Source organism: Pedobacter sp. UBA4863 (assembly GCF_002399615.1).
In the GTDB taxonomy this organism is placed as follows: Bacteria; Bacteroidota; Bacteroidia; order Sphingobacteriales; family Sphingobacteriaceae; genus Pedobacter.
In genome coordinates this window covers 12,996-34,203 of sequence record NZ_DHDZ01000031.1, presented here as the reverse complement: position 1 = coordinate 34,203, position 21,208 = coordinate 12,996, and the positions used below count along the sequence as shown (strand labels likewise).

The 21,208-nt window shown below is 37.4% G+C and carries 17 protein-coding genes and 1 tRNA gene; 16 read left to right on the top strand and 2 right to left on the bottom strand.

Features of this window, described 5'->3' with window-relative positions; translation table 11 throughout:
- Positions 1-71 precede the first annotated feature (71 nt).
- The 5 genes from B3I52_RS06335 to B3I52_RS06315 all read left to right on the top strand — a co-directional run bounded on the left by B3I52_RS06335 (position 72) and on the right by B3I52_RS06315 (position 4,947).
- Positions 72-155: transfer RNA gene (locus B3I52_RS06335), tRNA-Leu, on the top strand.
- A gap of 598 nt (positions 156-753) precedes the next feature.
- On the top strand, positions 754-2,430 hold the full coding sequence (locus tag B3I52_RS06330) for a sialidase family protein (protein WP_293299630.1): 1,677 nt from the start codon (positions 754-756) through the stop codon (positions 2,428-2,430).
- A gap of 19 nt (positions 2,431-2,449) precedes the next feature.
- The gene (locus B3I52_RS06325; protein WP_293299628.1) at positions 2,450-3,325 is read left to right on the top strand and encodes a dihydrodipicolinate synthase family protein; all 876 of its coding nucleotides are present in this window, start codon (positions 2,450-2,452) and stop codon (positions 3,323-3,325) included.
- 1 nt (position 3,326) lies between these two features.
- The gene (locus B3I52_RS06320) at positions 3,327-4,568 is read left to right on the top strand and encodes an MFS transporter (RefSeq protein ID WP_293299626.1); all 1,242 of its coding nucleotides are present in this window, start codon (positions 3,327-3,329) and stop codon (positions 4,566-4,568) included.
- Between the two features lie 40 nt (positions 4,569-4,608).
- Positions 4,609-4,947 carry a hypothetical protein gene (locus B3I52_RS06315; RefSeq protein ID WP_293299624.1) on the top strand — a complete coding sequence of 113 codons (339 nt, stop codon included), beginning with the start codon at positions 4,609-4,611 and terminating at the stop codon, positions 4,945-4,947.
- 72 nt (positions 4,948-5,019) lie between these two features.
- Here the strand turns inward: B3I52_RS06315 and B3I52_RS06310 are convergent, their stop codons facing one another.
- Complete coding sequence (locus B3I52_RS06310; RefSeq protein WP_293299622.1) at positions 5,020-5,751, bottom strand: FadR/GntR family transcriptional regulator; 732 nt, start codon at positions 5,749-5,751, stop codon at positions 5,020-5,022.
- Positions 5,752-5,772: 21 nt separating this feature from the next.
- Positions 5,773-6,819, bottom strand: coding sequence for a DUF4432 family protein (locus B3I52_RS06305; RefSeq protein WP_293299620.1), 1,047 nt, complete (start codon positions 6,817-6,819; stop codon positions 5,773-5,775).
- A 115-nt stretch (positions 6,820-6,934) separates the two neighbouring features.
- Between B3I52_RS06305 and B3I52_RS06300 the strand changes: the two genes are divergently transcribed.
- The 11 genes from B3I52_RS06300 (at position 6,935) to B3I52_RS06250 (ending at position 21,208) form a co-directional block, all read left to right on the top strand.
- A complete protein-coding gene (locus B3I52_RS06300) occupies positions 6,935-7,852 on the top strand; it encodes a succinylglutamate desuccinylase/aspartoacylase family protein (RefSeq protein ID WP_293299618.1) in 918 nt (305 codons plus the stop codon).
- Positions 7,852-8,670 carry an SDR family NAD(P)-dependent oxidoreductase gene (locus B3I52_RS06295; RefSeq protein WP_293299616.1) on the top strand — a complete coding sequence of 273 codons (819 nt, stop codon included), beginning with the start codon at positions 7,852-7,854 and terminating at the stop codon, positions 8,668-8,670. Before B3I52_RS06300 ends, B3I52_RS06295 begins: the two co-directional genes overlap by 1 nt.
- A gap of 3 nt (positions 8,671-8,673) precedes the next feature.
- Complete coding sequence (locus tag B3I52_RS06290) at positions 8,674-9,768, top strand: pyridoxal-phosphate dependent enzyme (protein WP_293299615.1); 1,095 nt, start codon at positions 8,674-8,676, stop codon at positions 9,766-9,768.
- A gap of 11 nt (positions 9,769-9,779) precedes the next feature.
- On the top strand, positions 9,780-10,163 hold the full coding sequence (locus B3I52_RS06285) for a RidA family protein (protein ID WP_293299613.1): 384 nt from the start codon (positions 9,780-9,782) through the stop codon (positions 10,161-10,163).
- A gap of 3 nt (positions 10,164-10,166) precedes the next feature.
- Positions 10,167-11,618 carry a M81 family metallopeptidase gene (locus tag B3I52_RS06280; RefSeq protein WP_293299612.1) on the top strand — a complete coding sequence of 484 codons (1,452 nt, stop codon included), beginning with the start codon at positions 10,167-10,169 and terminating at the stop codon, positions 11,616-11,618.
- Positions 11,618-12,442: an SMP-30/gluconolactonase/LRE family protein gene (locus tag B3I52_RS06275; protein ID WP_293299610.1), complete on the top strand. Its 825-nt coding sequence runs from the start codon at positions 11,618-11,620 to the stop codon at positions 12,440-12,442. The genes B3I52_RS06280 and B3I52_RS06275 overlap by 1 nt, the downstream gene beginning before the upstream one ends.
- Positions 12,443-12,458: 16 nt before the next feature.
- Complete coding sequence (locus tag B3I52_RS06270) at positions 12,459-13,490, top strand: hypothetical protein (RefSeq protein ID WP_293299609.1); 1,032 nt, start codon at positions 12,459-12,461, stop codon at positions 13,488-13,490.
- 197 nt (positions 13,491-13,687) lie between these two features.
- Positions 13,688-16,831, top strand: coding sequence for a SusC/RagA family TonB-linked outer membrane protein (locus B3I52_RS06265; RefSeq protein WP_293299608.1), 3,144 nt, complete (start codon positions 13,688-13,690; stop codon positions 16,829-16,831).
- Between the two features lie 25 nt (positions 16,832-16,856).
- Positions 16,857-18,518 carry a RagB/SusD family nutrient uptake outer membrane protein gene (locus B3I52_RS06260; RefSeq protein WP_293299606.1) on the top strand — a complete coding sequence of 554 codons (1,662 nt, stop codon included), beginning with the start codon at positions 16,857-16,859 and terminating at the stop codon, positions 18,516-18,518.
- A 19-nt stretch (positions 18,519-18,537) separates the two neighbouring features.
- Positions 18,538-19,491, top strand: coding sequence for a DUF5017 domain-containing protein (locus tag B3I52_RS06255; protein ID WP_293299604.1), 954 nt, complete (start codon positions 18,538-18,540; stop codon positions 19,489-19,491).
- 10 nt (positions 19,492-19,501) lie between these two features.
- Positions 19,502-21,208, top strand: coding sequence for a hypothetical protein (locus B3I52_RS06250; RefSeq protein WP_293299603.1), 1,707 nt, complete (start codon positions 19,502-19,504; stop codon positions 21,206-21,208).

Here is a 21,208-nt window from a genome sequence, read left to right as displayed (position 1 = left end):
GCCATTAATTCTTATTTTTTCTTTTGAATTTTTTATTAGCTCTAGGGTTAATTTATATATTTGCAGCAGATACCCGGGTGGCGAAATTGGTAGACGCACCATCTTGAGGGGGTGGCGCTGGCAACGGCGTGGCAGTTCGAATCTGCTTCCGGGTACTAACCAGATTCATGGTTAATTTTTTAAAGGATTTTTCATTAATAAGCAATCCTTTTTTATTGATTTTCAGTAGGTTATCATGAAAGGTTCTATCAAGGAATTTTGTTTTAAATAGACCCTGACCCCATATCAGATTATCTTTGAACAAAGCTCTGGCTAAAGTGTGCTTTTGTATAACGTTTCCCTTATCATAATAAGGCGAAAATATTTTCGAGACTTGGCAAAAACCGTTCTACGATAGTTTTGTTAGATTTTATTTCTGGTCTGTCATCGCTGTTTGGCACAGCTTCGATTAAACGCTTTTCATGTTGGAGTTTCTTGAACCACGTTTGGTAAGTAGAGTTTTCAATTTCACCATTTACCATTTTTTCCAATTAAGAGTTTTCTTGTTAATAGTCCGAAGTATCTATAATTTTCTTTTATATCTACATTCACTATTCTTTATAAACTATAGTAGTTGATTCTGATGGATATTCTTAAACGAAAGTTTAGATTAAAAAATGATGATGAATAAATATTTTTTTTTAATTAAATATGTACTACATTTGTACTTATGTGATATTGATTATTTTTATTAACCTAACCAAACCACTTGTTATGAATACCTTTAAGAGCGTTGTGCCATTATTGTTGCTGGCATTTTTGTGTTTAGGAAAATCTCCAAGTTTTTCCGCCAACGCTAAAACTAAAATTAAATCAGCTACTGACACAGCGCAAGTATTTGCTCCAGTAATCGTAAAGAAAGCTCCAACTAACGAAGCATCTATTATCACAATTGATGGTAAGCATAAGATATTTTTTATCAATCGTCCAGGGCCAGCAGACCAAATGATGTCTGAAACATCTGTAGATGGTCTAAGTTGGGAAGCGCCAAAAGTAGAATTTAAATTGCCAGGTACATCATATTATGCTAATCAAGTATTGGTTGACGAAAAAGGTACTATTCATTGTGTATATCATCTTTGGAGTAAAGGAGATAAGGGCTATCGAGGTCGTCAGCTAGATTTATGGTACACTCGTAAGAAAAAAGGAGATGCCGAGTGGGAGAAGAGCCGGATGATTTTCGTAGGCTACGTAGGCTCTCATCGTAATTTTATGCAACTAAAATCTGGACGCTTGGTAATGAGTTTTGCTAAGGCCATTCCAGGTAAAGATTTTAAACCAAAAGATACAAAAGAAGTGGATTTTGGTTTTCACGAAACTGTATCATTATATTCAGATGATAATGGGGAAAGCTGGAAAGAATCTAATGGTATTAAAATACAGATAGATCCCAATAAGGCAACTCGTTACGGAGCTATAGAACCTACAGCAATACAGCTAAACAATGGAAAGTTGTGGATGCTCATTAGAACTAATAATGGTATGCTGTATGATTCCTTTTCTGCTGATAATGGAACTACTTGGAGTAATCCATCACCTTCGTCGTTCATTTCCTCAGATTCGCCTGCTCATTTTTTAAAATTAAGAGATGGAAGATTGGTTGTGATATTTAATATGAGCCAAAGATGGGATATCCCTAATAGCTATGCATTTGGTGGTAGGGAAGTTTTACATGCAGCAATTAGCTCAGATGACGGTAAAACCTGGAAAGGTTTTAGAGAAGTTTTAAGGACACATTCTACAAGAAAAAAAGGAGTTAGAGGAGATTCAGGCTCAGCATATCCGTCTGCTATAGAAAATAAGGATGGTAAAATTGTAATGGTGAGCGGACAGGGAGAAGATGGAGCTGTAGTAGTTTTCGATCCTAATTGGCTAACAAGTTACGATAGTAAAATCGATGCTAAAACTTCCGAAAACTGGACTTTATTCGGTTATGAAGGAACGGTAAAAAAGAACTTAAAGCCTAATGGTGTAGAATTTAAGGCTGATACAGCTGGTTTGGCGTTTGAAGCTGTATGGAATTTCGCAGCAACAACAAAAGGAGAGCTTTCCATGCAAATACAATCCTTAAATAAGGGTAATGAGTTTAGAATGGCATTAACAGATCATTTCTCAATTTCGTCAGATACTGCAGCATACAAACAGGCCATGTTTAGTTTTGATCTTGGAAAACAAAACAAGAATGGAGCCATAATTCCCGTAACCATAAAATGGGATTTGAAACTTGGTGTAGCTAAAGTTTACATTGCTAATAAAGAAAAGTATAACCTTAAAATCAATAAAAAATCAGCTTTTGGTATTAACTATTTAAGGCTGGGAGTGCATAATGCCAATAAAAAAGAACTGCTTGGTTTTTTAGTTAAATCGGCAGTAGTAAAATCAGAAAAATAAACAAATAATATATTAGACAATGGAAAATGGATTTTATCCAGCATTAGGTACACCAGTTGATAATAATGGGGTATTGTTGGAAGCTAGTTACGCAAAGCAAATAGAATTAATGATTGGTGCGGGAGCAAGCGGTCTTTTGTGTATGGGTTCGATGGGACAAATGGAAAGTATAAAGAATTCTGAATACTTAAGAGTTGCAACTAAATGTGTAGAAGTAACAGCTGGCAGACTACCTGTAATGGTAGGTGTAATGGATTGCAGCTTAGCAAGAGTATTAGATAGGGTAGATTTGTTAAATAAACTAGATATACAGGGTATTGTGGCTACGCTTCCATTTTATTATAAAATAAGACCAGCCGACGGGGTAAATTTCTTTAAGCAATTGGCAGAGCGTTCGAAGTTTCCTGTTTATGTTTATGATTTACCTTCGGTTACACAAACTCCTATAACTTTCGATATGATGGTTGAACTTAGTAAAGTAAAAGGAATTAAAGGCATTAAAACGGCTAATATGGTGCTTATTTCCGAGCTTCAGCGAAATAAGTTATTTGATAATGATTTTTCTTATTATTTTAGCAATTTAGATTTATTTGATAATGCCCGTGCAGTAGATATTAAAAAAAATCTAGATGGCATGTATACATGTACACCGGTAAACTCCAAAGAAATGTACAAACAAGAAGCTGGAATTTTTGCCTATACACAGAGCCTTACTAATATTTTAAAGCTTCGCAATTTGTTTATAAAAGAAAATGTGCTTGCGGCCTATTCGTATGCAATGGAATTAATCAGCTGTCCTGGTAATTATCATCCTGATTATGCAGTGTTAATATCGGATGGTCTTAAAAAGGAAATCAAAGAGTGTATGATTGCCATTGGCGAAATAAAAGGCTAACATGACTAGCGCAACAACAAAATACATACTGCCAAAAGGCGCTTGGATGATAGTTTTCCTGCTTTTTATAGTAGGAGTATTAAACTATATAGACAGAACCATGTTAACTACAATGCGTACCTCTATTGTTGGTTCTATCCCGATGACAGATGCGCAATTTGGATTATTAACATCCGTTTTTTTGTGGATCTATGGTTTGTTGAGCCCCGTTGCAGGTTATGTTGCCGATAGAGTAAAGCGTACTAAAGTTATTATTGGAAGTTTAATTGCTTGGTCTTTAATTACTTTACTAACAGGATATGTAACAACTTTTAATGAGTTAATAGTAGTTAGGGCGTTGTTAGGAGTTAGTGAGGCATTTTATATGCCGGCGGCTTTAGCTTTAATTGTAGATTATCATAAAGGAGAAACACGCTCTCTAGCTACAGGTATTAACTTGGCAGGTGTAATGTTGGGGCAAACTTTAGGCTTTCTTGGTGGCTGGATTTCCGATGAACATAGCTGGCATTTCGCGTTTAAAATTTTTGGAATAATTGGTATTGCCTACGGATTGATACTAATCTTGTTGTTGAAAGATAGAGGCGATCAAAATACTGATCAATTGGAGGAAAATAAAGAACAAAACAGTTTAAGTGTAGTAGATACATTTAAGTACCTGTTCAGTAAATCTAGCTTTAACTATATACTTGTTTTTTGGGGACTGATGGGGGTTGTAAGCTGGATGATAGTTGCTTGGTTGCCTACCTATTATCAAGAGCGATTTGAGCTGTCGCAAACCAAGGCTGGTTTATACGCTACAGCTTATCTATATCCTGCCTCGATTTTAGGACTGTTGTTAGGTGGATTTTGGACCGATAGATGGAGCTTGAAAAATAGTAAAGCAAGAATATTATTGCCAATTATTGGTCTTGTTATAGCTGCTCCCTGTGTATTTATGGCTAGCTATTCCTCTGTGTTGTATTTAGCAATAGTATTTTTTATGGTGTATGGGTTTACAAGAATGTTCACTGATACCAATTTAATGCCAATAATATGCCAAATTGTAGATAATCGGTTTAGAGCAACGGCTTATGGGATATTAAATATGTTTGCTACCATGGTAGGTGGTTTGGGTATTTATGCTGCTGGGGCAATGAGAGATCATAACATACCTTTGGATATCATTTATAGGACAGCATCAATAACGATGTTAGTTTGCGTATTCATGTTATTTCTTATAAAAAGAAAAATTAAATTAACATAAAGTATAATTATTAACCTAATAAAACAAAGGAGAACAAACAATGAGAAAACTTTTTTTAAGCCTTGCTTTAGTTTTAGGGATGTCGGTAGCGGTTAATGCGCAGGTTGCCAAAAAAATAAATCCCTTTTCTGTAGAAACTTTAGACGTTTTAAAAGCAACAGACGAACAGAAAAAGCAAGTAGAAGAGCAAACGAAAGATGTTAAAGCAAAAATTGCCGCTATTAAAAAAAATACAGCATTAAGTGATGAAGAGAAAGTAGCGGAGCATCAAAAAGTAAATAGAGAAAGATCTAGACGTTTTTACAACGAAATACTAACACCAGAGCAGGCCAAGCAATTAAGGCAAATGATTGCAGAGCAGAGGAAGGCTCAGAATTAGTAGTTTGTCTTTTAGCAAAAAGCCTATTTCATGAAGTTGAAATTGGCTTTTTGCTTTATTAACACGCTTCTATTATTGGTTAGAATTAGCCAATTCAGCATCTTGAGATATTTTATCGAAATAATTTTTTAGATGTTGTTTCATTTCTAATCTAAATTGTTCAGGAGTATTATTTTTAAGTGTTTCTAGTAGCTTTCTGTGGGTTACTGCATTGCTAGCTTCTTCTTTTTTGGTAACATATAGGCCGTTATCAACGTAATCAAAAATTGGAGAAAGCAACTTCTGGAATCTACGGATTGTATCATTTCCAGATATCTTGTAAAGCATAGAGTGAAATTCAACGTCGTATTTTAGCTTTTCTACTTTGTTGGTAGTTTTTTCTTCTTGTTCTACGATGCTTTCTAGTTCGCCTAAATTTTCATTGTTTTTCCTTAAGAAAAGTAAATCCGCTATTCCCATTTCCAAAACAAGTCTCATTTCAAATATCTCTTTCATCGTATCTCCGTCAAGCAGCTGTGGAGTAAGTACTTTCTGCATATTATTCAAAATATCAGGACGCGTAATAATCATTCCTCTATTCTTTCTCGATTCGATGATGCCTAAAGTTCTGAATCTAGAAATGGCCTCTCTAATAGCAGTACGACTAACACCCATGGCTTCAGCAAGCTCCGTTTCTTTAGGAATAGAATCTCCTGGTAAGAAATTTTCACTTCTAAAATATTCTTGTAGGTTAAGTTCTATTTTATCAACTTGAGTTAAGTTATCGAGTGGTTTTATTTTAGTTAGATTTGTTTTTTTCATCATCTTAATCTAGTTATATGATTTTTATATTTTATCACTATTTTTAACAGTTATTTTAATGTTGTATTTCCTGGTTTCATGTGGCTTAAGAAAAATTAATGAGTTATCTTTTCTTGCTTTTGCCTGCCCTATTGGAGGGTTTGTTCCTGGTTCTAATCCTACTACATATTCTCCTTTTTTGAAATGTAACCAATTAGTAAACCACGGTAGCTCTTTTTTGTTAAATGAAATTTCTACCATCAGGTTTAATTTATGGTTAATGATAGATGTTTTGCAAATACCTTTTTCGTTAGGTTTAATATCAACAAAAACGCAAGCCTCTCCATTAAACTCATTACTTTCTTCTACAGGAGGCAGGCAATTCTTAAAATTATTATTGTTATTAAATATGTAACTATCTGAGCTAGTACCACGTGGTTCCCAATTTCCTTCCCAGTCAATAAGCGTGCCTTCATCTATTAACGGCCAGCCAAAATTGCAGTGATACATAAACATGTGAGGAATTTTGCTATAAGATACATTGGTTACTTCATCCTCAATATATATAGCGGCTTCTCCTAAAATTGAGTAAATAGTTCTTCTAAGTTCTAAATGCTTGCCAAAAGAAGAAGTTTCTTTTGTGATACCCGTAATACTCATAATAGGTTTTTCTTCAAGCAAGTTTGGCTGTTTAATTGTGATAATTTCAGCAGGTTCATATCCTATGTCTCCGTGTAGCCCTCTTTGTCCGTATTCGTCTTCTTCACTAGCCCCCACATGGCTAAGCCCACATGTAGTTAACAACCCCCCTCCAAATTTTTCTAGCCAATTATCTTTGCAGATACCAGTTTTAGCCGATGAAGCTATTCCTACATGACTTATCCAAGAAAGATTATGTTGGTTAAAATGCGCATCAGCAATATCCATTGCCCTATCTAGTACCACTTTATACCTAAGGCCTGCACCAGTATTAACCCAAGCAATTCTTACTCCCTTGGCTTTGCCACTGTCAATAATAGAGGTTTCGATCCCTCCAATTTGATGGTGGTTACCAACTTTGTTTAGTATTTGAGCATTAGGATGATTAAGCACTTTATAAAATTTTTCAAATATAATATAAAATAAATATGTATTACTTTTTAAATTTTATTTGCAAATTCATATTTGGTTTATATATTTGATATATGTATTACATATTTATTTTATAATGGATAGTATTGTTGATGAGAGTTTGTTCTCTGTTCATTCTTTTGAAGGGGAAGCTAAAGGAAATACGCTGTTAATACTGGCAGGTGTTCACGGCGATGAATACGAACCAATATTAGCTGCAAATGAGTTGATAGATGTTTTTAGGAAGGGAATTTTGAAAGGAAAGGTAGTTATAGTTCCAATTGCCAATCAGTCGGCTTTTGATTTGGATAGTAGGGTAGGAAGTGACGGTTTAGATTTGGCTAGAGTTTGCCCTGGAGATGAAAAAGGTAGTATAACAGAACGTGTAGGATACCGAATTACCGAGCTTATTAAAGATGCGGATTACTTGGTAGATATGCATACAGGTGGTAAACAATTAGATATTTATCCTTTAGCTGGCTACATGCTGCACGCTGATGAAAATGTGTTGATGAAACAAAGGGCTATGGCTAAAGCTTTTGGATTTCCGGTAATTTGGGGTACAGATCCAACACCTAACGGCAGAACCTTATCTGTTGCAAGAGACGCAAATATCCCCGCTATTTATCTAGAGTACGGTGGAGGTAACTCTATCCGTAAAGAGGTAATTGTAGCTTATGTAAAGGGGTGTTTAAATGTGGCAACCAGTTTAGGTATTATTAATAATGGTAGTGAAATAATATCTCCAAAGTTTCATGTAGAAGATTATACCCCTAACGGCGGTCATTTGCAAGTGAAACAACCATCTCCAGAAAGCGGTTTGTTTATTCCCTGTGTAAGCAACGGAAATAAAATATCTAAAGGCGATATATGGGGAGTGGTGAAAAACTTGGAAACAGGGTTTTCTGTAAACTCTTGTGCTGATGATGATGGTATAGTATTGTTTATTAGAAATACAGCTTTCGTAAAAAAAGGAGATTCTTTGGGAGGAATACTTCCCTTAAAAAATAACTAATGGATAAGATAACAAAAGTAGTAATAGTAACAGGAGCATCGAGGGGAATAGGCAGAGAAATAGCTCTTAAATATGCAAAAGAGGGATTTAATGTGGCATTGATACTAAGAAATGCCAAAGATATTGGTGATATAGGTAAGTTAATTCAAGAAAAATATAATAGAGATTTTATTGCTTGTATTGGCGATCTTTCAGACAGTGGCTTTGCCAAAAATATTGTAGATGAAACCTTGAAAAAATGGGGTAGGATAGATGTTTTGGTTAATAATGCTGCTTGGCGCACTATAGAAACGATGCGTACCATGAGCATGGAGACTTGGAATAAAACATTGATGATTTGCCTTACCGCTCCAGCATTTTTATCGAAAATGGTAGCCGATACTATGGAACAACTAAATATTCAAGGTGTAGTTGTTAACATATCAAGTATTATGGCCGATAGGCCAGCAGGCAATAGTCCAGCATATATTGCTGCAAAAGGTGCAATGGATAGCCTAACTAGAGAATTAGCAATTACTTATGGCCGCAGTGGAATAAGGTTCTTAAGCGTAAAGCCAGGTAATATCAATACAGATATGAGCGCAGATTATGTAAATGATGAAGGTGATAATTTAAGTAATAAAATGTCAGATTATATTGTTGGAGCCACGCCCTTATCTAGAGCAGGTACTTCTGCCGAAATAGCTTCGGTGGTTTATTGGTTAAGTTCGGCCGAATCGGCTTTTGTTACTGGAACCAGTTTAGTAGTGGATGGAGGTTTTTCTCCCAACTTAAATGATTATTCAATTAAGAAATTACAATTCCCAAATCAGTTTTAGCCTATGTGGAAATATAGTAAATTGTTGCCTAACTATAACAAACAAGATATTGTTAGTCTTGGGGAGGGAAATACGCCTTTAATAAAGTCGAGGTATATCGGCAAAGAGTTGGGAGTACCAAATTTATACTTTAAGTTAGAAAATTTAAATCCTTCTGGTTCATATAAAGATAGGTTTGCTTCAGCTTTTATTACTGCGTTAAAAAGTAAAGGAAAAGATATTTGTATTGCCACATCAAGTGGCAATACAGGTGCTGCATTATCTGCATATTCAGCAGCGGCGGGTATAAATTGTGTATTGGCAATTGTTGATGGTGCACCCGAAGGCAAGATTAAACAAATGCAGTTATATGGTGCGCATACATACATGATAAATGGTTTTGGTAAAGACCCTCAAGTAACTGGAGATGTATTTAAAATGCTTTCTGAACATGCGGCTAAAATACAGGTGCCACTACCTATTAGCGCCTACTGCTATTGTCCAGAAGGAATGATTGGTGTACAAACGATATCGTATGAAATTATAGAACAAACAAACTTCGCTGTAAATCACATATTTTCACCATCTGGCGGAGGAGGATTAACCTTGGCTGTTGCAAAAGGGGTTGTTGCATATACAGAAAATAATCAACCCAATACCAAAAAACCAAAAGTTCATTGTGTGCAACCTGAAGGGAATGATACCATTGCTAGTTCTTTAAGAAATGGAATTAATGCGGTAGCAATTCCCTATGCTACTACAAATGTAAGCGGTTTGCAAGTTCCAAGTATATTAGATGGTAATGAAGTAATAGAAGTTTGTACGCAGTTAGGTGGAAATGGTTATGTGGTTTCCGATACAGATATTTTTGCTTTTCATCAACTTTTGGCGCAAAAGGAAGGGGTTTTTTGCGAGCCAGCTGGAGCTGTAGCATTGGCCGGTTTAGCTAGTGCTGTTCGCAAAAAGGAAATTAAAAATACCGACACAGTAGTATGTTTAGTAACTGGAAGTGGGTTTAAAGATATGCATTCGGTAGAAAGAAACTTCGGGTTACCTGATATTGAAAAAATAGATGGGAGTTTGTTGGAAGAAAGAATAATTGCATTAGATAAAAATTAAAATTAATAATAATGAGTAGTAAGAAAGCCATAACAGGGCCAAATGTGCCAAAGAGTTTTTTACCATTCTCGCCAGCAGTACAGGCGGGAGATTATGTTTTTGTATCAGGACAAGCATCTGTAGATGGAGAAGGTAATATCGTTAACGGAACTTTCGAAGAAGAATGTAGAAGATCATTTGAAAACGTGCGTACAATATTAACAGCGGCCGGCTTAACTTTCGATGATGTGGTGCAAGTGCGCAACTATGTAGGCAAGCAAGAGTACCTAGCAGAATTTAATCAGATATATAAAGATTATTTTACAGCACCTTACCCTGCACGAACTACTATTATTGAGTGTTTAGGAGATTTGCTGAAATTTGAAGTTGATGTTACAGCTTACATTAAAAAATAACAGATGAAAGTAGCTATCGTTGGGATTTATCACGAATCGAATACTTTTTTACCTAAGCCAACTGCTTTAGATGACTTTAAAAATGGTCATTTACTAAAGGGTGATTCTATTATAGAAGAATATGAGAAAGCTCATCACGAATTAGGAGGTATTATCGAGGTTTTAAAAATAAATGATATAGAGATAATTCCATTGATTTATGCTGAAGCTACGCCAGGAGGAGTCATTACTGCCGATACTTATGATTATTTATTGAATGAAGTAATTAGTAGTGTACAAAATGTATTGCCAGTAGATGGGATAATGGTAGTACCTCATGGAGCTGGAGTTAGCCAGAAATATCGTGACATGGATGGACATTGGTTGTCTGAATTAAGAAAATTGGTAGGCAACGATATTCCAATTATTGGAACCTTAGACCCTCATGCCAATGTTAGCAAGTTAATGGTAAATGCTACCAACGCATTGGTGGCATACAAAACAAATCCGCATGTAGACCAAAGAGCTGTCGGTAAAGAAGCCGCCAAAATTATGGTAGATACATTGGCAAAACGGATAATCCCTAAGCAGGTAATTAGGCAATTTCCTTTGGCTATCAGCATAGAACAGCAATATACCTCTGCCGAACCATGTATAAGCTTATACCAATATGTACACAATTTCCTAAAGGAAGATGGTGTAATATCGGTGAGCGTTATACTCGGTTTTCCTTATGCAGATGTAGCAGAAATGGGAAGCGCAGTTATTATAGTGGCCGATAGTGAAGAAAAAGCAAATCGCATTGCGCTAAACGTAGAGGAATATGTTTTAAACAGAAAACACGATTTTGTAGGCGATAAAAAATCGGTAGAAGAGGTGTTGGCCGAAATACCACAGCATGAAAAACCTATCCTAATGCTCGATATGGGCGATAATATTGGCGGAGGCTCGCCCGGCAACAGTTTAGTTTTGTTGAAAGGACTTGAAGAACTTGGAAACACTCGGTCTTTTGTAGCTATATACGACCCCGAAGCCGTTAAAATTTGTGCCGCAAACTCACTCGGTAGCACCTTTCAATTGACTATAAATGGCGATGGGGATACTTACGAAACCGAGGTTACGCTTGTAAATATCGTATCGGGCAAGTTTACAGAAAGTACGCCCCGACATGGCGGACAGGTAAATTACGATATGGGGAAAACCGCCGTAGTAAAAACAAAAAATAAAAGTACCATTATGCTAACCTCTTTGCGCATACCGCCATTCAGTCTTCAGCAGTTGCTATCGGCAGGGGTAGAGCCGCTAATGCAAGATGTAATTGTGGCCAAAGGCGTTAATGCGCCAATTGCCGCCTATGGCCCTGTGTGCGGTAGCATAGTGCAGGTAAACACGCCCGGTTACACCCAAGCCGATATGACACTTTTTGAGCACAAGTACAGAAGAAAACCATTGTTCCCCTTTGAAAATATCGCATAATGGTACAAAACTTAACATTTGAAATAAAGGATATTGCCAATGTGCCCTTTTATACCGAGGGGCCAGTAATAGATAAGAACGGAAATAGGTTTGTAACCAATCTTGCCGGAGGAGCTATCCTTAAAATAAATGCCGATAACACCGTTACCGAATGGGCATCGGCACCATGTCCCAATGGACAAACCATTACGCCCAACGGCAACCATTTAATATGCGATGTTAAAAGTGCGGCCATAAAATGTTACAACCAGCAGGGCGAGTTTATCAGAGATGAAATTCAGGGATTTATCAATGGAACAGAAATTTATTGTCCTAATGATGTAATAACCGATGTGCAGGGCAATATCTACTTTACCGATTCGGTAAGGCATAAAGGCAAGGTATGTTTTGTAGGCATTAACGGGGAGCATAAAATTATAGCCGACCAATTGGATTACCCTAACGGATTGGTGTTGGTAGAAGAAAAAAACACGCTTTACGTAGCAGAAAGCTATACCAATCGAATTTTGGCCATACACTTAAATAAGCCTGCACAGGTAAAGGTATTTTGCGAACTGCCCAATCATACATCGGGTAAAAAAGAAGATAATTTGCCAGACGGATTGGCTTTAGACACAGACGGAAATATTTGGGTAGCCCATTATGGCATGGGAGCTGTTCAAGTGCTAAGCCCCAACGGAAAATTGTTGGCAACGGTTGAAACGCAAATTCCGTTGACGAGTAATTTAGCTTTTACCAATCAAAACACTTTATTAGTAACCGGAGGTTATGGTGAGCCCGGCCCTGGTGCTATCAAAGAAATCAAGCTTTATGAAACCTATTAACAAATTAATCATCATTATGAGTATAGTAAGCACCGAATTGTTTGCACAGCTTAAACCCGAATTATCGGCTTTGCCCTCGCTGCCGTCCATAGGTTGGGCGGGTATGTATGCAGGAACAAGCAAAGGCGTTTTGTTTTGCATGGGCGGCACTAATTTTCCCGATAAAAAGCCTTGGGAGGGTGGTAAACGCAATGTTTCCAAAGAAATTTACATGCTGAGCAACAATTACTCCAACTGGATTAAACTAAACGAGGAATTGCCTCAACCAATGGCTTATGGGGTATCTGCCACGTATGGCAACCAAATAATTTTGGTTGGTGGTACTACCGAAAACGGGATGTCTGCACAGATAATTGTGTTAGAATGGGATGGCGAAAAGCTGAACAAACAACATTATCCCGATTTTCCTGTGCCAATAGCCTATGCAAGTGGTACGGTAGTGGGCAATTTGTTAATTGTGGCAGGAGGAATGGATTTAGCAGGAAACCTATCGAAAAAATGTTATGCCTTAAATCTTTTAAACCCCAAAAATGGGTGGCTCGCACTGCCCGATTTGCCCGGCAGGGAAAGAATGCTTGCAATATGTGGCGCATTTGGTAACAAGTTTTACCTGTTTAGTGGCGAAACTAAAACCAAAAACCTGTACGGGGAAATTTATAGGGATATATTGCAAGATGCCTACAAACTTAATATCACTGAAAAAGAGAAAGGTTTTTCATTTGAATGGGAAGCCTTAGCTAAAATGCCCAAAGGAATGTCGGCGGGGGCTACGCCCGTTCCGGTGTTAAATAATGAAACGATGTTTTTTTGGGGCGGTGTAGATGCCGTTGCCGGTCTGCATAAAGTACCTGCAACGCACCCGGGTATCTCTAAAGAAATATTTAACTATTACCCCAATCAGGATAAATGGGAATTTGTAGGCGAAATAAAGGATATATCGGCTAAAGTTACGTTGCCCGTGGTATATTGGAACAATCAATGGGTGTACGTTAGCGGCGAAATAAAACCTGGCATACGAGATAATGCGGTAATAAGCATAGAAAATTAATTTATCTTGTTGTTTTAATCAAAAATATTTTTATTTTTGAAATAAGTATTACATATTTATTTTTAATACAAAACCTTTGAGGTATTTTTAAATCTCATAAAAACCAAATAAAACCTAATCTAATGATGAAAAGAACCTATTTAGATAGGAGGCGATGTCTCGTCGTGCCTTGCTGCCTCTTTCTATTTCTTACTGTCTTGCTGCAAATCAATGCTTTTTCGCAAACTGTTCGTAATATTAGTGGTGTAATTATAGATGCCGAAACCAATGAAACATTAACAGGAGTAAGTGTTAAAAATAAAACCACAAATCTTACAGCAATAGCTAATGTTAATGGTAAATATACTATCAAGGCAAAAACTGGGGAGATTTTAATCTTTACATTCTTAGGGTATGAAACAACACAGTTGCAAGTTGGTAAAGACTTAGTAATAGATGTTAAGTTAAAACCAGATGTATCGGTATTAAAACAAGTTGTTGTAATTGGATATGGCGAAGTAGCCAAGCAAGATTTGACCGGTTCGGTAGGGCAGGTAAACCTAACAGACTTAACCAGGGCGCCGGTGGCCAGTTTTGAACAGGCCTTGGCTGGACGTATTGCAGGTGTACAAGTAACTTCTAACGATGACCAACCGGGTTCGGGAATGAATATTGTGATAAGGGGTGCGGGCTCCCTTTCGCAAAGTACGGCTCCTTTGTATGTGATAGACGGTTTTCCAATCGAAGATTTTGATGCCTCGAACTTGAATATGAATGATATTGAAAGTATCAATATATTAAAGGATGCCTCGGCTACTGCTATATATGGAGCAAGGGGAGCCAACGGGGTGGTAGTAGTAGAAACCAAAAAAGGAAAAGAAGGTTTGCCTGTTATATCATATAGTGGCGATTATGGTAACTACAAAATAACCAATCGAATGGAGATGATGGGTGTTTATGATTTTGTAAAATATCAAATAGAACACGATCCTGTGCCAAATGGTCCTCTTTATTTCCCCGATTTGCAAGATCTCACTAAGCCGGGTTCAGAATTGCCTACCGCTCAAGATTTAGAACGGTATAGAAATGTAAAAGGAATTGATTGGCAAAATAGGGTGTTCCGCACAGGTATAACCAATATACACAGCCTATCGTTAAGAGGAGGTACGGCGCAAACCAAATACATGGTGTCTGGTTCGTTTTTCGACCAACTGGGTACTATCGTAAATACTGGTTTAACGCGCTACCAAGGACGTATTACATTAGATCAAAACGTTAGCAAAAAATTAGCTGTAGGCGTAAACCTCAATTACAGCAAGGTAGATTCTTATGGAGTAATTGCATCGGAGGGTGAAGCTACAGCGAGTCTGTTATTTGCTGCATGGGGTTATAGACCCATTATAGGAAGTTTAACCGAAGAGCTTTATGATATAGAAGACCAACTGCTAGATCCAGAGATTATATCGGGTAGAGGAAGTGCAGATTCGCGTGTTAACCCCTTTGTTAATGCCCAAAATACATTAAGGCAAAGAAAAAATACAGGTGTTTTAAGTACAGCCTATGCTAAATACGATTTTAGCAAAAAGATATTTTTAAAGGTTCAGGGAAGTATGAACAGTGCTATGATAGAGAACGAATATTTTTATAGTTCCAAAACATCGCAAGGTGCGCCCAGGGCAACTAATGTAAAAGGTGTGCAAGGTGGTACCGGACTTATTAAAAATAATACTTTTTCTAATGAGAATACCTTAAATTATAAAGAAACATTCAATAAAAACCATGTACTAAATGCCGTGTTGGGCATGGGTTCGCAAATTATCAAAAACTCATCGAATAGTTTCGATGTTCAAAATCTCCCAAATGAAGATTTAGGGCTGGCGGGTTTAAAGCAGGGTAAGCCTAGTTCGGTAAGTTCGGGAGCTTTTGATGTTACATTGGCTTCTTTTTTTGGTAGAATAATGTACAATTACAAGTCTAGGTACTTGTTTACCGCAACCTTCAGGGCAGATGGTTCATCTAAGTTTGCCAAACAGAACCGTTGGGGGTATTTCCCATCAGGTGCATTTGCCTGGCGAATGAATAATGAACCTTTCATGAAAAACATAAAGTTTATAGATGAAGCCAAACTACGGGTAAGCTATGGTGTAACAGGAAATAACCGGGTGGGGGCATATGATTACTATCCACAGCTAGATATAGCCATTAATGATGGTTACTCCTACAACAATAACGAAACTTCTGTAGGCACAAAACCTATAAATATTGGCAACGAAAATCTGAAATGGGAAACTACAGCACAGTTAGATTTGGGCTACGATTTAACCATGTTTAAAAAACGAGTTGATTTAACTATAGATGTATATCAAAAAACAGTTAGTGATTTGTTGTTAAGAGCGAATATACCTTGGATAACGGGGTATGCTACTGCCTATAAAAACATCGGTAAATTAAGAAACCGAGGATTGGAAGTATCTTTGAATACGGTAAACATTTCCTCAAGGTCATTCAAATGGGAAAGCAATTTCAATATCAGCTTTAATAATAATAAAGTTTTGGGTCTGGCCAATAATGAAGAATTTTTATTGTCGAGCGTAAGTTGGCAAAGTGCATTCAATTCTTCTTATCCATATATTGCCACTGTAGGCGGCCCGTCATCAGCCTTTTTTGGTGTAATTTGGGATGGAGTTTATCAATACGAAGATTTTGATGTTTTACAAAACGGCAACTACAGATTAAAAAGTCATGTTGCCGACAATGGTGATATAAGAGCAGATATAAGACCAGGTGATATCAAATACCGCGATATTAATGGCGATGGTACAGTAAACAGTAAAGATGCAACCGTTATTGGGCGAACAATTCCTATACATACAGGAGGTTTTTCTAATAACTTTAACTACAAGGGGTTTAGTTTAAATGTGTTTTTCCAATGGAGCTATGGTAACGATATATTAAATGCTAATAAATCATATTTCGTAGGAAACCAACATACAAGATATAACCTTAGCCAATATGCTGTTTATGCCAATAGGTGGACACCTGAAAATCCAAATTCGAACATTTTTAGAACAAGAGGCGGAGGTCCTAATGGGGTATATTCTTCGTGGTTGATAGAAGATGGTTCTTTCTTACGCTTAAAAACAATTTCATTGAGCTATAACCTGCCTCAAAAATTGGTGAACAAAATGAAACTGAAAACTTTGGCCATATCGACATCGGCGCAAAATCTCTACACTTGGACTAAATATCCTGGTATGGATCCCGAGGTTTCTGTGCGCAACTCTGTATTAACGCCAGGCTTGGATTGGTCGGCCTATCCACGTTCAAAAACCTTTGTATTTGGACTTAGAACAACGTTGTAAAATACGATTATAAAAGAAAAAAGATATGAAAATGAAATTTATCGTAATAACATTTTTAGTATTTGCACTAAGTTCGTGTAGCAAATTTCTAGATACTAGTCCAAAAGCTACAATAGTTCCTGAGAACTACTATAATACCGAAGCTCAGTTGAATATGTCTATGGCTGGGATTTACAACACACTTAATTCGTATGATTTGTACGGCAGTGCAATGATTGCTCGTATGGGGCTTGATGCTGACGAAGCGTACTATAATGTTAACGTAACAACCGTAGGGGTAACTATTAATGATATATGGCCCACAGATATGGTAATTAGCGCTTTTTGGAGAACTTTATACGAAGGTATCAATAAGGCAAATGCGTTATTGGCCAATATCAACAAACCTACTATGGATGAAAGTAAACGTAAAGTAATTAAAGGTGAAGCACTGTTTTTAAGAGCATATTTTCATTTTTTGTTGGTAAGCAATTTTGGCGATGTACCACTTAAACTAACCGAAAGCACTTCGCCAGAGGATATTTACTATACCCGCACGCCAGCAAAACAAGTTTATGAGCAAATTATTGCCGACATGACCGAGGCTGAAGACTTAGTGCCTGCTATTACAGCTATTGGTAATGGTGGTAAAATAAGCAAATCTGCAGTTCAGGGTATATTGGCCAGAGTATGTTTATACATGACTGGCAATCCTATTAACGATGCCACAAAATGGAATGATGTCTTGTTTTGGAGCAATAAGGTAATTGCTTCGGGGATACATAGCTTAAATACATCTTACGAGCAGGTGTTTATTAACTATGCCAAAGATATTTATGATTTGAAGGAAAGTATCTGGGAAGTAGAATTTTATAATCCCTCAGCTACAGACCCGTCCAGAAAAGTTGGCCGTGTAGGGATAGGATTAACAATTCGATCAAATAATGTGGAAGCAGGTTATGGGCAAGGATTGGTATATGCAACAGCACCAGCTTTTAGAAAATACAAAAGCTATCATAAACTAATAGGTACAGTAGATACCGAATATTCGCCCGATTTGAGGAGAGACTGGGCAATAGCACCATATTCATACAATCCAACTAGTAGCAATACCAAAACCTATTGGGCAAAAAAATATCCTCTGCCTATAGAGAACGTCTTGTCTCATAGACGTTTTCCTGGAAAATGGCGTAGAGAACACGAACCAGCAAATCAAAGGTCTAGTGATGCCACCGGGCAAAATTTTCCAATTTTAAGGTATTCGGATGTACTGTTGATGTTTGCCGAAGCGTTAAACGAAGTGCAAGGGCCTAACGGAGTACATAATGGTATGAGCGTCTATAGTGCCATTAATCAGGTAAAACGAAGAGGTTATGGTTTTGGTCCCTTAGAAGCGGGAAGAGTTGACGACCAAGGTAATTCTGTTGATGAAGCGGGGCACAGCCAATTAACTATGCGAGAATATATTCGTGACGAACGTTCGCGAGAACTAAACTACGAGTGTTTGCGTAAAAACGATTTGTTGCGCTGGGGAATTTATGTAGATACCATGCACGAAACTGGCGCAGTATTATTAACAGAAGCCCCCGCTTATACCGAAGATTTGGTAAGATATTTTACCAATGTGCGCCCAAGAGATGTTTTGTTCCCTATTCCGTCTTACGAGATAGGGTTGGGGCGTGGCATGGTACAAAATTTTGGATGGTAAAACAATAAAAAATAATCAGATGAAACCTAACTATTATTTATTTGCAATACTGCTTTTCGTATTGGCAGCCTGTAAAAAGGAAACTAAGGTAGAAGAGGTAAATTTTCAGGTAACTGCCGATAAATCAACCATAAAAGTAAATGAAGAAGCACGCTTTTCTTTTGAAGGAAATCCAGGGTTAATTACCTTTTACTCTGGCGAGCCTAAAAATGCTTACAGCTACAAAGATTTAGACCGTATTGCCTCGCTGCAACAACTAAACGTTACTTTCGAGTCGTCTATTCAAGTGGTAACCAATACGCCTTTAAAGGTAATGTTTTCTACCGATTATCAAGAAGCCTATACTGATAATGGAGAATATACTTACGAGAGTGTGGCAGCCGCAACGTGGACAGACATTACCAACAGGTTTCACATGGCTACAACTACTTATCCCATATTCGATTCTTCAGGAACTGTAAACATAGCCGATTTGGTAGAGCCCGGTAAGAATTTTTATATCGCTTTCAAATATGATACACCTGCATTACCGGCTACGGGTACTGTTCCAAGCAGAAGATGGCGTTTCCGCAATTTTAAGCTAGAAGCCATTACCAACTTTGGGTTTTACGAACGTTTGGCCTATACAACCGTAATACCCGCCGGATGGAAATTTGCCCGCCGGGAGCCCAATTTTAAACATATTAGTGCCATAGGTACTATTGTTCAGTTTATTCCACCGGCCACCGCGGCCGATGAAGGCTATAAGCAAGCCATGCAGTTATGGGCAGTAAGCAAAGCCTTTGCGCCAACCGTAAACATGGGGGTAGATTATGGGCTTTCCATTAAAAACTACCAAACATCGAGCATGAGCAATTACAAACATGTTTACACCAAACCCGGCGTTTACAAAGCCACTTTTGTTGCCGCCAATACCAATATCTACGATAGCAAAAAAGTAGTAAGAGAACTAGAAATTACTGTTGAACCATAAAATATGATTAATGAAACCACTACTTAAACCATTGCTTATTGCAGGAATTGTTTTGGGACAATTGGCCACCCATGCCCAAACCGCTCAAAGGCAGGAAAAAGATTTTGGGGTAATCCTAAACCTAGATGGTGATATTTCCTTTACCAGTAACGATCCTGTGGAAACCACCAATCTCATCAGGGCAAATATAGATTTGATACACTCTTTGGGCATTAAAACCTTAACATATAGCGTAGCTTCGGGCAGCGATGTGTTAAACTATCCTACAAAAGTAGGTAGCACTGTTGGATGGCGTACTACAAAATACGATGAAAACGAGTTTTGGAGAGTTAGAAACGAAAAAGCAAGAGTTTGCATTGCCGCCGGGGTAGATGCTATTAACGTTGCAGCTAGTCAAGCCAAAACCCATCAGGGTATGTTGTTTATTCCAAGTTTAAGGATGAACGATAGTCATTATATGCGTGACCCCGAAAACTATCCACTTACCGGAGAGTTTAGGCTCAAAAATCCCGATTTAATTATCAAGAATGGGCCTTGGCCTTTCAATAAACAGATGTATGGCAACCTGTTAGATTATACCCACGAAAAGGTACGAAAATACAGGTTAGATGTTATTTTCGAGGTAATAGACCGCAACAAACAATACATAGATGGTTTTGAACTCGATTTTAACCGGGTACAAGTATTCTTCCCCGAAGGAAAAGGAGAAGAAAGAGCACATTTAATTACTGATTTGGTTAAAAAAGTACGCGAAAAATTAAATCTGGTGGCAAAAGAACAGGGCAGGCCAATGTACCTTTTTGCCAGAATACCACCTGCTGAAGAATCGTGCAAAGTTTACGGATTGGATATAGATACCTGGATGAAACAAGGTTTGGTGGACATGTTATCGCCAGCGCAATTAATGACTTTGGCGCAGGATATGCCCATTGAAAATATGATAGCCAAAGCAAACCGCTATAACGTAAAGGTATATCCCTCAGTATATGCACGTGCTAATGTAAGAGCCGCTTTTATTCCTTCTGCACCAACATTGGGGATAAACAGGCCAATAGCCCGCAGTGGCACAACAGAAGAAGCAGTAGGAGCAGTATCAAATTATTTTCAAATGGGGGCACATGGAATTTATCTTTATAACCATTTCAGAAAGGAAATGCATCCTTTTGTTGCAGCAGTTACTAATAGAGATTTAGACGGATTGGATAAAGTGTTTTCTATTACAAAAACCTATTATAACGATCATTTAGAACCTTCTTATGCTTACGTAAAACAGTTGCCTTATAAAACGAAAGCGGCGGTTTCTGCCTTTAATTTATATGTAGGTGAAATTCCCAGCCAATCATCGTTTCCGTTAACGAAATGTTTGTTGCGTTTAGGAATTAGAGATTTAGCTGATGGTGCAGTGCCAAAACTAACCTTAAATGGAAAAGAATTAACTCACTTTATTACCGAAGACCATTTAAAAGCAGCCAAAGGTAAAAGGTTTCTCGCCGATGCTGCTCACAAATCTGTAGTTTATAAAATTAATGATCCAACTGTTTTAAAATTAGGAAATAATAAGATAGAGATAACGGTACAAAATGCAACCATAACCGATTTGGAAATAGGTTACAGCTATTTGAATAATCTTAATTATAGATTAGCAGGATTACCCATGCCAAAATTAAATGAGGCTTTTGTAATGCCAGTAATTAACGAAGTAGATGATATCAATTAA

Coding starts and splice junctions, on each gene's coding strand:
- B3I52_RS06295 (WP_293299616.1), top strand. CDS start 7,852: ATGGATAAGATAACAAAAGTAGTAATAGTAACAGGAGCATCGAGGGGA.
- B3I52_RS06325 (WP_293299628.1), top strand. CDS start 2,450: ATGGAAAATGGATTTTATCCAGCATTAGGTACACCAGTTGATAATAAT.
- B3I52_RS06310 (WP_293299622.1), bottom strand. CDS start 5,751: ATGATGAAAAAAACAAATCTAACTAAAATAAAACCACTCGATAACTTA.
- B3I52_RS06290 (WP_293299615.1), top strand. CDS start 8,674: ATGTGGAAATATAGTAAATTGTTGCCTAACTATAACAAACAAGATATT.
- B3I52_RS06270 (WP_293299609.1), top strand. CDS start 12,459: ATGAGTATAGTAAGCACCGAATTGTTTGCACAGCTTAAACCCGAATTA.
- B3I52_RS06280 (WP_293299612.1), top strand. CDS start 10,167: ATGAAAGTAGCTATCGTTGGGATTTATCACGAATCGAATACTTTTTTA.
- B3I52_RS06285 (WP_293299613.1), top strand. CDS start 9,780: ATGAGTAGTAAGAAAGCCATAACAGGGCCAAATGTGCCAAAGAGTTTT.
- B3I52_RS06260 (WP_293299606.1), top strand. CDS start 16,857: ATGAAAATGAAATTTATCGTAATAACATTTTTAGTATTTGCACTAAGT.
- B3I52_RS06300 (WP_293299618.1), top strand. CDS start 6,935: ATGGATAGTATTGTTGATGAGAGTTTGTTCTCTGTTCATTCTTTTGAA.
- B3I52_RS06255 (WP_293299604.1), top strand. CDS start 18,538: ATGAAACCTAACTATTATTTATTTGCAATACTGCTTTTCGTATTGGCA.
- B3I52_RS06315 (WP_293299624.1), top strand. CDS start 4,609: ATGAGAAAACTTTTTTTAAGCCTTGCTTTAGTTTTAGGGATGTCGGTA.
- B3I52_RS06330 (WP_293299630.1), top strand. CDS start 754: ATGAATACCTTTAAGAGCGTTGTGCCATTATTGTTGCTGGCATTTTTG.
- B3I52_RS06250 (WP_293299603.1), top strand. CDS start 19,502: ATGAAACCACTACTTAAACCATTGCTTATTGCAGGAATTGTTTTGGGA.
- B3I52_RS06320 (WP_293299626.1), top strand. CDS start 3,327: ATGACTAGCGCAACAACAAAATACATACTGCCAAAAGGCGCTTGGATG.
- B3I52_RS06275 (WP_293299610.1), top strand. CDS start 11,618: ATGGTACAAAACTTAACATTTGAAATAAAGGATATTGCCAATGTGCCC.